Below are 11,002 nucleotides of genomic sequence, written 5' to 3' on the forward strand. Positions count from 1 at the left end.
CGGCCGCCGGGGGGGGGGCGGCCCCCCCGGCCGCCCGCCGCACCGCGGCTTGCGGGTGCCGCGCGCGCCGGTGGCGGCGGCGGCCGGGGCGGGGGCCGTGGCGGGCCAGTGGGTGGGCCGGGTGAGGGTGGCCGGCAGGCGGGTGCTCGCGTCGCCGCGGGCCGCGTTCAGCTGGGCCTGGGTGAGGAAGAGGGCCTCGGTGAGGTCGGCGCCGGAGAGGTCGGCGTCGCGCAGGTCGGCGCCGACGAGGTCGGCGAGGGGCAGGTCGGCGCCGCTGAGGTCGGCGGCGACGAGCAGGGCGCCGCGCAGGTTGGCCCCGCGCAGGTCGGCGCCGCGCAGGCGGGCGCCGAAGAGGTCGGCGCCGCGGTGTTCGCGGCGGCGGGGGACGGCGGAGCGGACGAGTTCGCTGGCGCGCAGCAGCAGGTCGCTGACGCGCTGCCGGTGGGCGGGGACGTCGACGGCGAGGATCTCCTCGGGGGTGCCGCCGGCGAGCCGGTCGGTCTCCTCCAGGGCCTGCCGCAGGTCGGCGTGGACCGGGCGGGCAGGGGCGTAGCCGAGCGCCTCGGTGAGGTACCAGAGCAGTTCGTGGAGCTGGCGCACCACCGGGAAGACGTCGTACATGGGCTTGGCGTCGGCCGGCGCCTCGCGCCAGCTGCGGCCGCCGAAGGTGACCTGGGAGACGCGCTGCCCGGCGCCGAAGCAGTCGTAGACGGTGCAGCCCTGGAAGCCCCGGTCGCGGAGGCGTTCGTGGATGCCGCAGGTGAAGTCGGTCTGCAGGTTGCGGCACGCGCTGCCGGCGGCCTTGTCGACGGCGAAGTCGGTGCCGGCGCCGAAGGGCAGGGCGACGCAGCAGAGGCCGAAGCAGCTGGTGCAGTCGGAGCGCAGCTCGGTCGGCTGAGCCGCCGTGGGGTGCTGCGGCGGCTCGGTCTCGCGCACGTCGCGTGGTCCTTCCAGCGTGGGCACCGGCCGTCCGGTGCCTCGGACCGCCAAGCCTACTTGGCGCTGGTCACACCCACCCCACCCCCGGTAAGGTGTCAATCGGCAGTGCACCTATTACGAGGTGCACCCATGACGCAGTGCGCCCATGGCATACGGGGGTAGGAGTGCAGGACCCGAGCATCAACGAACTCGTCCGGATGTGGATCGCCGGCTGGAGCGTCTCGCGCGGCGCGGCCGAAGCGGTGGACGAGCCCTGGGGCTGGACGATCGACGTCGGCGTGGTCGGCCACGTCGCCCGGCATGTGCTGCCCGAGCCGGCCGAGCCCGACGTCCGCAAGATCGCCGAGGCCACCACCGCACCGGGCACCTGGCTCAAGCTGTTCACCGAGGAAGCCGTCGCCCGGCCCTGGCTGGGCCCGCAGTGGCGGCTCGACCAGCCGGGGTACCTGATGACCGCCCCGCTGGGCACCGAACGGCCCGAGGTGCCGGCCGGCTACACGGTGACCACCTGGACCCGGGGCGGGGTCGTCCGGACCCTGGTCCGCACCGAGGCCGGACACCTCGCCGCACGCGGCCAGGCGGGTCTGGCCGGCCCCGTGGCCGTGCCGGACCAGATCGTGACCGCGCCCGAGCACCGGCGCCGAGGCCTGGGCGCCCTGGTGATGCGGACCCTGCAGAACGCCGGGCACCAGGCGGGCGCCGACACCGCCGTCCTGGTCGGCACCCCGGACGGCCGGGCGCTCTACACCGCGCTCGGCTGGACCACCCGCTCCCCGATGGCGAGCCTGTTCTACGAGCCCGCAGCCGAGCCCGCCGCCGAACCTGCGGCCGAACCCGTCGCAGAACCCGCAGCCGAGCCCGCCGTAGAACCCGCAGCCGAGCCCGGAGCCGAGTAGGGCAGCAGCTCGGCCCGCTTCGGCGGCCGGCCGTCGCCGGAGGAGCGCCCGGTGAGCCGGCGGCCGATCCACGGCCCCAGGTGGCCGCCCAGCCAGCGGGCGTCGGCGCGCAGCCGCTCGGCCCGGCCGGGCGGGGCGGCGGGCGGCAGCGGGGCGCGCCAGTCGAAGGCGGCGGGGCGGCCGAGCGCCTCCAACACCCCTTCGGCGACCCGGCGGTGGCCCTCGGGCGACAGGTGCAGGCGGTCCTCGCCCCAGAGCCGGCGGTCGTCGAAGCAGGGGGCGGCGAACAGGTCGACGACGGCGACGCCCTCGTCCTGGCCTAGCTCGTGCACGAAGGCCTTCATCCGCAGGATGGCCGGGAGCAGCCGGGCGCTGCCCGCCATCCTGCGGGTCGGGTCGGTGCTGGTGAACAGCACCACGGTGGCGCCGGTGGCGCGCAGTTCCTCGGTGCAGCGGCCGAGCAGCCGCTCGACCCGGGCGATGTCGCAGCCGGGGCGCAGCGCGTCGTTGAGGCCGCCGACGAGGGTCACCAGGTCGGCGCCCATCGCGGTGGCGGCGGGGAGCTGCTCGTCGTGGATCTGGCCGATGAGCTTGCCGCGGACGGCGAGGTTCGCGTAGCGGAAACCGCCGTCACCCCCGGCCTCGGCGGCGAGCGCGTCGGCGACCCGGTCGGCCCAGCCCCGGTAGTGGCCGTCGGGCAGCAGGTCGTCGCACATGCCCTCGGTGAAGGAGTCCCCGACGGCGACGTAACTGCGGTAGGTGGTGGGCACGGGCGGTCTCCGCTCTCCTCCGATGGCTCCGTGGCCCGACGATGCTACGCGGCCGGTCCGGGCACCGGCATCGGACCCCGGCACCGGCACGAGCACGAGCACGGGTGCCTAACCCGCGACGGGCGCCCCGTCGTCCGCCGTGCGGGGGGTGAACCAGTGCTCGCGGACGGCGTCGGTGGGCCGCTGCTCGCCGAGGGCGGGCAGGCCCCACTCCCCCAGCGCCTCGATCACCGGGCGCAGTTCGCGGCCGCGTTCGGTGAGCTCGTAGACCGTGGCGTTGGCGGGCCGTTCGAGCCGGCGGCGCAGGGCCAGGCCGTCGCCCTCCAGCTGCTTGAGCCGGGCGGCGAGGATGTCGGTGGAGACGCCGGGCAGGTCGGCGTGCAGGTCGGTGTATCGGCGCGGGCCGCCGAGGAGTTCACGGACGATCAGGAGGCTCCAGCGCTCCCCCACCGCGTCCAGGGCGCGGGCGACGGCGCAGTACTGGTCGTAGCTTCGGCGTGACATGTGGATCAGCATAGCCAAAAGGTTGGACTTTCCAAGTGCCAACTTGGTAGAACAAAGCATCAGCAACGATGCGGTGGTGACGGTCGGGAGGCCGCAGTGGAGTTTCGGCAGTCCAGCAAGCTGAACAACGTGTGCTACGAGATCCGCGGCCCGGTTGTCGACCAGGCCAACGCCCTGGAGGAGGCCGGGCACAGCGTGCTGCGGCTGAACACCGGCAACCCGGCGCCGTTCGGCTTCGAGGCGCCCGAGGAGATCATCCAGGACATCATCCGCAACCTGCCCAAGGCGCACGGCTACAGCGACTCGCGCGGCATCCTGCCCGCCCGCCGCGCGGTGGTGCAGTACTACCAGCAACGCGGCGTGACCGGAGTCGGCGTCAACGACGTCTACCTCGGCAACGGCGCCTCCGAGCTGATCCAGATGGCCGTCACCGCGCTCGTCGACGACGGCGACGAGGTGCTCGTCCCGATGCCGGACTACCCGCTGTGGACGGCCGTGGTCCGGCTGGCCGGCGGCAAGGCCGTGCACTACCTGTGCGACGAGCAGGCCGACTGGTACCCGGACCTCGACGACATCGCCGCCAAGATCACCGCCCGCACCAAGGCCATCGTCGTCATCAACCCCAACAACCCCACCGGCGCGGTCTACCCGAAGGAACTGCTGGAGGGCATCCTCGACCTCGCCCGCCGCCACCAGCTGATGGTCCTGGCCGACGAGATCTACGACAAGATCCTCTACGACGACACCGAGCACCACTGCCTCGCCGCCCTCGCCGACGACGTCCTCACCCTCACCTTCAACGGCCTCTCCAAGGCCTACCGGGTGGCCGGCTTCCGCAGCGGCTGGCTGGTCGTCTCCGGGCCCAAGCAGCACGCCGCCGACTACCTGGAGGGCCTGACCATGCTCTCCGGCATGCGGCTGTGCCCCAACGTGCCCGCCCAGTTCGCCGTCCAGGCCGCGCTCGGCGGCCACCAGTCCATCAACGACCTGGTGCTGCCCGGCGGCCGGCTCACCGAACAGCGCGACGTCGCCTTCAAGGCCCTCAACGAGATCCCCGGCGTCAGCTGCGTCAAGCCCAAGGGCGCCCTGTACGCCTTCGCCCGGCTCGACCCGGCGGTGCACCGGATCGTCGACGACGAGCAGTTCGTGCTGGACCTGCTGCTCCGCGAGAAGATCCACGTCGTCCAGGGCACCGGCTTCAACTGGCCCCGCCCGGACCACTTCCGCTTCGTCACCCTGCCCCGCGCCGACGACCTGGAGACGGCCATCAACCGCATCGGCCGCTTCCTCGCGACGTACCGGCAATCCTGACGCCTAGGCTTGTCGGCCATGACCGTCCTGCGTTCCGTCGCCCTGTTCGTCGTCGCCGCCCTCGCCGAGATCGGCGGCTGCTGGCTGATCTGGCAGAGCGTGCGCGAGCAGCGGCCGTGGTGGCTGGCCGGGCTGGGGGTGGTGGTGCTCGGCGGGTACGGCTTCGTCGCGGCGCTCCAGCCGGACAGCCACTTCGGCCGGGTGCTGGCCGCGTACGGCGGGGTGTTCGTCGCCGGGTCGCTGCTCTGGGGCGTGGTCGTGGACGGCTTCCGGCCGACCCGCTACGACGTGGTGGGCGCGCTGGTCTGCCTGGCCGGGGTCGCGGTGATCATGTACGGGCCCCGGCGCTGAGCGCACTGGGCCCGCCACGCACGGGGCCCTCCACGCACGGGGTCGTCCACGCACGGGGCCCCGGCGTCGAGGTGCGGACTCCTCGACACCGGGGCCCGGCAAGCCGGTTCGGGGACTACCAGCCCCAGCCGCCGCCCTGACCGTCGTCGTCGTGGTCCGAGTCCCAGCCCTCGCCGACGTTGCGCAGGATCGTGTAGTTGTCGATCTGCGTGCCGTCCTCGGCCAGCGCGGTCACCTTCATGGACGACTTCTGGCCCAGGTGGGCCGGGGTGACGTCGACCTTGATGAAGGAGTAGCCGGTGTAGCGCACCCGCGACCACTGGATGGTCTCGGGGACCTTCACCTTGCCCTTCCCCCAGTAGTAGGTCTTCACCTCGTCCTGGTGGTTCTCGTGCCCCTCGTAGGTGTCCGGCACGTCGAACTTGTACAGGCTGCGGCCGGCCGCACCCGCGGTCACGTAGACGACGCCATCCTTCGCCGGCTCGATGGTGGCGCCGCTCGGCACCTGCTTCGAGACCTTGTTGCCGAGGATCGCGTCGGTGCGCTCGTAGATGTGGTTGTGGCCGTTGATGACCAGGTCCACCCGGAACTTCTCGAACAGCGGCACCCAGGCCTCGCGGACACCGCCCTCGGAGGCGTGCGCGACGGTGGTGGAGAAGGCGCAGTGGTGGAAGAAGACCACGACGAAGTCGATCGTCTCGTCGTTGCGCAGGTCCTTGAGGGTGCGCTCCAGCCACTTGGTCTGCTTGTTCGCCGAGATGCCCAGGTTGGCCGGGATCTCGTAGGAGACGTCGTTGGCGTCGAGCGAGATGACGCCGACGTTCTTGTAGCGGAAGGTGTAGACGCCGGGGACCTTGCGCGGGTCCGGGCCGTTGTCCGGGAGGAAGAAGCGGGTGTTCTCGCCGCCGTACCCGTTGGGCGAGTACCAGGCCTCGATGTCGTGGTTGCCGTAGGCGACCATCCACGGCACGGTCGCCGCGACCGTCTCGGTCTGGACCAGGAAGTCGTCCCAGGTCCTGGCGTTGTACACGGACTTGTCGGGGTCCGTGCCGGAGCCCGCCGGGTCGGCGTAGCAGATGTCGCCGGCGTGCAGGTGGAAGGACGGCTTCTGGGCCAGGATGACGTGGTCGTTGCCGGCCGCGTGCGAGCTGACGCCCTGGTCGCCGAAGGCGGTGAAGGTGAACGGCTCGTAGACCTTGCCCCAGCGGTGGTCGCGGGAGGGCGCGGTGCGGAAGGTGTGCAGGGTGGAGATCTGCTGCTGCGAGGCCGGGTCGAAGCCCTCGTGGCCGACACCGTAGTAGTAGGTGGTGTCGGGGTGCAGGTCCTCCAGCGCCACGTGCAGGTAGTACTGGTCCACCGGCTGGCTGTTCGGGCTCAGCGCCGGGGTGTGCAGGGTGCGGACCTCGGCCTGGAGCTTGTGGCTGAGCTCCCACGGGGTCTTGCCGAAGCGCAGGAACGGCTTCTTGACCGGCGCCGGGACCTGCCAGGAGATGCGGAACTGGGTGTCGGGCTCGGGCCCGAACTGGAGGTGGCGCCCGATCGGCGCGACCAGCGAACCGTCGACACCGGCCGTCGTGGCACCGGTCAGCAGCTGCGGGCTCGCCGGCGCGGCGAAGGCCGTCCCACTGCCCAGCGCGCCGCCGACGGCGACGGCACCGACGGTCACGGCGCCGGCGCGCAGCATCCGGCGGCGGGAGAAGCGGGCCCGCAGGTACTCGTGCTGCTCGGCCGTGCTCATGCGGTCGGCGAGCTTGGCCGGTACGCCCATGTGAGGGATATCCATGCGCGGGACTCTTCCAGCGGCGCGTTGACCGCACACGGACGCGGGGTGAACGGGCCGCAGCGCGCCGCCCATTCGAACGCCAATGTTCGACCATGATCAGGTAAAGGAGCGCGCCCGCCCCGGACCGACCCCGGATCATGGCCCCGCCCGGCGGCGCGGCCTGAGCCACCGTCGGCGCCGCCGCGGACGGGGACGCTCAGCCGGAGGGCTCGTCCCAGGTGGAGGGGGACCGGTTGCCGGTGCCGTCGCAGGTGCGGCAGATCTCGTCCCGGTAGGCGTGCTTGGCGCCGGTCGCGTCCACCCGGTAGCGGACGTACACCCCGGTGCCGTCGCAGAGGAAGCAGTTGCCGCCCCCGCCGCCCACCTCGGTGGTCCCGGTGCCCTGACAGGTCCGGCAGCTGAGGCCGGCGGTCCGGCCGGTGCCCGCGCAGATCCGGCAGACCGTCGTCATCGTCGTCCTCCCTGGGCGGAACCGCTGGCAGCCACCGGTCATGGTAGTGGGACCGCCGAGGGCGGCGTCCAGCGGATCCTGCTCGGCCGCCGGATCGGCCAACCCCGCTGCGTCCCAACCGTGATGAGGACGGATCGACTCCACCGTCCGCTACTCCGCCAGGCCCTCGCGGACCCGGCGGGACACCGAGATCAGCTGGAGGTCGAGCAGCCCGGGCGGGTCGGCCAGCCCGGGGCCGCCCGCGTGCACCCAGGCGGCTATCTCGTCGATCATGTCGTCCGCCAGCACGAAACCCAGCCAGACCGGGCGCCCGCCCGCCGCCCGCCCCTCCCCGGAGGGGCCGACCACCACCACGTTGGACTGGGTGCACACGTCCAGGCACTTGACCGCGCGGACCCGGCCCGCCGCACCCACCGCCGCCCGCAGCCGCTCGTACTGCCCGGCGTGGTCCACCCCCGGGTGCTTGGCCTCGGTGCCGCAGCAGCAGCCCCGGCAGACGGTGACGGTCACCGGGGAGGCGGCCGCCTGCTTGCGGTCCCGGTCTCGGCGGCTCATCGGCTCTGGAACTCCTCCTGGTCACGGGGCACGCTGCACGCGCAGCCTACCTGGCATGCCAAGAGGCACTGCCGGGTACCGGGTGCCGGGGTTCGGCGGCGGTCCGTAGGATGCCCCCATGGGACACGCGACCACCGAGAAAGCCGTACCGCGGATGCGCCTGGACGCCTCCAACGCGGCCAAGGTCGCGACCACCCTCCAGGCGCTGGCCACCCCCTCCCGGCTGCTGATCCTCGCCGAACTGCGCGAGGGACCGCGCGCGGCCACCGAACTCGCCGACGCCGTGGGCATGGAGCAGTCCGCCTGCTCCCACCAGCTGCGGCTGCTGCGCAACCTCGGCCTGGTCGTCGGCGAGCGCCGGGGCCGCTCGGTGGTCTACTCCCTGCACGACGACCACGTCGCCGCCCTCCTCGACCAGGCCGTGTACCACGTCGAGCACCTGCGGCTGGGCCTCACCGACGAGCGCTGAGGCCGCACCCGCCCCCGTCCTCTAGGCCGTGGCCTGAGCCGCCGCGCGGCCGGCGGTGCGGCCGGAGAAGAGGCAGCCGCCGAGGAAGGTGCCCTCCAGGGAGCGGTAGCCGTGGACGCCGCCGCCGCCGAAGCCGGCGGCCTCGCCCGCGGCGTAGACGCCCGGAAGGGGTTCGCCGTCGGGGCGCAGGACGCGCGCGGAGAGGTCGGTCTCCAGGCCGCCGAGCGACTTGCGGGTGAGGATGTTGAGCCGGACGGCGATCAGCGGGGCGGCGCCCGGGTCGAGGATGCGGTGCGGCGGGGCCACCCGGATCAGCTTGTCGCCGAGGTAGCGGCGGGCGCCGTGGACGGCGGTGACCTGGAGGTCCTTGGCGAAGGGGTTGGCGAACTGCCGGTCGCGGGCCTCGACGGCGCGGCGCAGTTCGGCGGGGTCGATCAGCGCCTCGCGGGTCCTGGCGTTCATGCCGCGGGCGAGGTCGGCGAGGTTGCCCGCGACGACGAAGTCGGGCCCGTGCCGCAGGTGGCTTTGGACCGGACCGGGGGCGCCGGGCAGGGCGCGGCCGAGGACGCCGCGCACGGACTTCCCGGTCAGGTCCGGGTTCTGCTCGGAGCCGGAGAGGGTGAACTCCTTCTCGATGATGCGCTGGTTGAGCACGAACCAGGTGTGCCCGTACCCGGTGGACATGATGTGGTCGAGCGTGCCGAGGGTGTCGAAGCCGGGGAAGAGCGGGACGGGCAGCCGGTTGCCGCGCGCGTCCAGCCAGAGCGAGGACGGGCCGGGCAGGATGCGGATGCCGTGCCGGGCCCAGATCGGGTCCCAGTTCTCGATGCCCTCGGTGTAGTGCCACATCCGGTCGCCGTTGATGAGGCTGGCACCGGCGTCGCCGGCGATGCCGAGCATCAGCCCGTCGACGTGGGCGGGGACGCCGGAGAGCAGTTTGGCGGGCGGGGTGCCCAGCCGGGCGGGCCAGGCCTTGCGGACGAGGTCGTGGTTGCCGCCGATGCCGCCGGAGGTCACGATCACGGCCTGGGCGCGCAGTTCGAACCGTCCGGCGGCCTCGCGCGAGCTGGCCTCGCCGCGGGCCGCCGAACTGGGCACCAGCACCTCGCCGGTGACGGTGTCGGTGACGCCCGCGGTGGCGGCCAGGCCGGTGACCCGGTGCCGGAAGCGCAGGTCGACCAGCCCGCGGGCGGCCGCGGAGCGGACCCGGCGGACGAAGGGCTCCAGCAGTCCGGGCCCGGTGCCCCAGGTGATGTGGAAGCGGGGCACCGAGTTGCCAGGGCCGTCGGCGAGGAGGCCGCCGCGCTCGGCCCAGCCGACGACGGGGAAGAACCGGACGCCCAGGCCGTGCAGCCAGGAGCGCTTCTCGCCGGCCGCGAAGTCGACGTAGGCCTCGGCCCAGCGGCGCGGCCAGGCGTCCTCGGGCCGGTCGAAGCCGGCGGTGCCGAACCAGTCCTGGCGGGCGAGGGCGTGCGAGTCGCGGATCCGCATCCGGCGCTGCTCGGGCGAGTCGACCAGGAAGAGGCCGCCGAAGGACCAGTGCGCCTGGCCGCCGAGCGAGGCCGCGGGCTCCTGGTCGAGCAGGATCACCTTCCGTCCGGCGTCGGCGAGTTCGGCGGTGGCGGCGAGTCCGGCGAGTCCTGCTCCGATGACGATGACGTCGGCGTCCAGGGCCATGCGCAGTCCTCCGTCGCGGCGGGCGGGACGGCGCGCGCGGGGTGGGCGCCGTCGCTGTGCGCCCGATACTGCGGCCTGCGGTGACGTCCGGTCAACCGGCCGGTAACAACCGAGTGCGGCAATTCCGCTCCACACCGTTTCGGAAATGTCTTCGATACACGGTGGAGCGAAATGCGAAATGCGATCTGACGGAATTTCGGAAATTTCCGCGCACGGCATGGACGTCCACGAAACCAACAAGTAACTTACCTGCGAGTAGCCGCGGCCCGGCACGACCCCCACCCGTCGTTTCTCTCCCCCCAGGAGGAACCGTGCTCCGCCCTGCCCGGAAACCCCGATACCTGCGCAGCTCCACCGCGCTCGCCTCCGTCGCCCTGGGCGCCGCCCTCGCGCTCACCTCCACCAGCGCCCAGGCCGCCACCCCGGCGCCCAAGCACCTCGTGGCGCTCGGCGACTCCTACGCCGCCGGCGCGGGCGTGCCCGGCCAGTCGGCGGGCCTGTGCCTGCGCTCCGACCGCAACTACGGCCACCTGGTCGCCGCCGCCCTCAAGGCCGGCGCCTACACCGACGTCACCTGCGCCGCCGCCAAGGTCAAGGCCATGACGCAGCCGCAGTACGACGCCTTCATCCGGGTCAACGACCCGCAGCTGGACGCGGTGACCCCCGACACCGACCTGGTCACCCTCGGCATCGGCGGCAACGACCTCGCGGCCAGCGACCTCGGCCTCGGCGAACTCGTCGCCACCTGCATCGCCGGCGCGGTCGTCAACCCGCTCGGCACGCCCTGCAAGGACGTCTACCACCACGGCTACTGGGACTGGAGCAGCTGGTCCTGGCAGTACGGCAACGACGACCTGGCCGAGCGGATCACCAGCAGCATCGCGCCGCAGGTCGCCGACACGCTGCGGCGCATCCACGCCAAGGCGCCGCGGGCCCGGGTGCTGCTGGTCGGCTACCCGTCCGTGCTGCCCGCCGACGGCCGCTCGTGCATCCTGCGCCAGCCCGTGACCCCGGGCGACGTCGAGTACATGCACGGCGTGCTCGACAAGCTGAACGCCGCGCTCAAGAGCACCGCGGCGGTCGGCGGCGCGACGTACGTCGACACCGCCGCGCCCACCGCCGGGCACGACGTGTGCTCGGACGACCGCTGGATCGAGGGCGCGCTGCCCGGCTCGCCCGCCGTGCCGTTCCACCCGAACGCCACCGGCGAGAAGGTGATGGCGGACGCGGTGCTCGCCGCGCTGCGGTAGGGCGTGTCTGACAATCCCTAGGCCCCGCAAACCCCGAGGGGGGCGG

General features: G+C 73.2%; 10 protein-coding genes and 2 pseudogenes. 5 read left to right on the forward strand and 7 right to left on the reverse strand.

Annotated elements, in window-relative coordinates:
- Positions 1-99: 99 nt before the first annotated feature.
- Positions 100-936 (reverse strand): annotated as a pseudogene (locus tag ACFV6I_RS32185) (pentapeptide repeat-containing protein); the annotation flags it as partial.
- A 167-nt stretch (positions 937-1,103) separates the two neighbouring features.
- Between ACFV6I_RS32185 and ACFV6I_RS32190 the strand changes: the two are divergent.
- On the forward strand, positions 1,104-1,835 hold the full coding sequence (locus ACFV6I_RS32190; protein WP_380429132.1) for a GNAT family N-acetyltransferase: 732 nt from the start codon (positions 1,104-1,106) through the stop codon (positions 1,833-1,835).
- Here the strand turns inward: ACFV6I_RS32190 and ACFV6I_RS32195 are convergent.
- Together ACFV6I_RS32195 and ACFV6I_RS32200 are read right to left on the reverse strand one after the other, a co-directional pair.
- Complete coding sequence (locus ACFV6I_RS32195; RefSeq protein WP_380429134.1) at positions 1,730-2,605, reverse strand: SGNH/GDSL hydrolase family protein; 876 nt, start codon at positions 2,603-2,605, stop codon at positions 1,730-1,732. The genes ACFV6I_RS32190 and ACFV6I_RS32195 overlap by 106 nt on opposite strands.
- Before the next feature lie 150 nt (positions 2,606-2,755).
- Positions 2,756-3,109: pseudogene (locus ACFV6I_RS32200) on the reverse strand (winged helix-turn-helix transcriptional regulator); the annotation flags it as partial.
- 96 nt (positions 3,110-3,205) lie between these two features.
- Here ACFV6I_RS32200 and ACFV6I_RS32205 point away from each other — a divergent pair.
- Together ACFV6I_RS32205 and ACFV6I_RS32210 are read left to right on the forward strand one after the other, a co-directional pair.
- Positions 3,206-4,420 (forward strand): pyridoxal phosphate-dependent aminotransferase, encoded by a 1,215-nt coding sequence (locus ACFV6I_RS32205; protein ID WP_380429136.1) that lies wholly within the window; start codon positions 3,206-3,208, stop codon positions 4,418-4,420.
- A gap of 18 nt (positions 4,421-4,438) precedes the next feature.
- Positions 4,439-4,771: a YnfA family protein gene (locus ACFV6I_RS32210; RefSeq protein ID WP_063347058.1), complete on the forward strand. Its 333-nt coding sequence runs from the start codon at positions 4,439-4,441 to the stop codon at positions 4,769-4,771.
- Positions 4,772-4,886: 115 nt separating this feature from the next.
- Here the strand turns inward: ACFV6I_RS32210 and ACFV6I_RS32215 are convergent, their stop codons facing one another.
- The 3 genes from ACFV6I_RS32215 to ACFV6I_RS32225 all read right to left on the reverse strand — a co-directional run bounded on the left by ACFV6I_RS32215 (position 4,887) and on the right by ACFV6I_RS32225 (position 7,560).
- Positions 4,887-6,554 carry a metallophosphoesterase family protein gene (locus tag ACFV6I_RS32215; RefSeq protein ID WP_079135505.1) on the reverse strand — a complete coding sequence of 556 codons (1,668 nt, stop codon included), beginning with the start codon at positions 6,552-6,554 and terminating at the stop codon, positions 4,887-4,889.
- 196 nt (positions 6,555-6,750) lie between these two features.
- Entirely contained in the window at positions 6,751-7,005 is a 255-nt protein-coding gene (locus ACFV6I_RS32220; protein ID WP_063347060.1) for a hypothetical protein, read from the reverse strand.
- A gap of 150 nt (positions 7,006-7,155) precedes the next feature.
- Positions 7,156-7,560 (reverse strand): hypothetical protein, encoded by a 405-nt coding sequence (locus tag ACFV6I_RS32225; RefSeq protein WP_063347061.1) that lies wholly within the window; start codon positions 7,558-7,560, stop codon positions 7,156-7,158.
- Positions 7,561-7,678: 118 nt separating this feature from the next.
- Between ACFV6I_RS32225 and ACFV6I_RS32230 the strand changes: the two genes are divergently transcribed.
- Positions 7,679-8,029, forward strand: a complete 351-nt coding sequence (locus ACFV6I_RS32230; RefSeq protein WP_063347062.1) for a metalloregulator ArsR/SmtB family transcription factor — start codon at positions 7,679-7,681, stop codon at positions 8,027-8,029.
- 21 nt (positions 8,030-8,050) lie between these two features.
- Here ACFV6I_RS32230 and ACFV6I_RS32235 read toward each other — a convergent pair whose 3' ends face one another.
- On the reverse strand, positions 8,051-9,706 hold the full coding sequence (locus ACFV6I_RS32235; RefSeq protein WP_380429139.1) for an FAD-binding dehydrogenase: 1,656 nt from the start codon (positions 9,704-9,706) through the stop codon (positions 8,051-8,053).
- A 311-nt stretch (positions 9,707-10,017) separates the two neighbouring features.
- On the opposite strand from ACFV6I_RS32235, the gene ACFV6I_RS32240 reads away from it, so the two are divergent.
- Complete coding sequence (locus ACFV6I_RS32240; protein ID WP_380429141.1) at positions 10,018-10,956, forward strand: SGNH/GDSL hydrolase family protein; 939 nt, start codon at positions 10,018-10,020, stop codon at positions 10,954-10,956.
- The last annotated feature ends 46 nt before the right edge of the window (positions 10,957-11,002 follow it).

The organism is Kitasatospora sp. NPDC059803, from assembly GCF_042732255.1.
In the GTDB taxonomy this organism is placed as follows: domain Bacteria; phylum Actinomycetota; class Actinomycetes; order Streptomycetales; family Streptomycetaceae; genus Kitasatospora.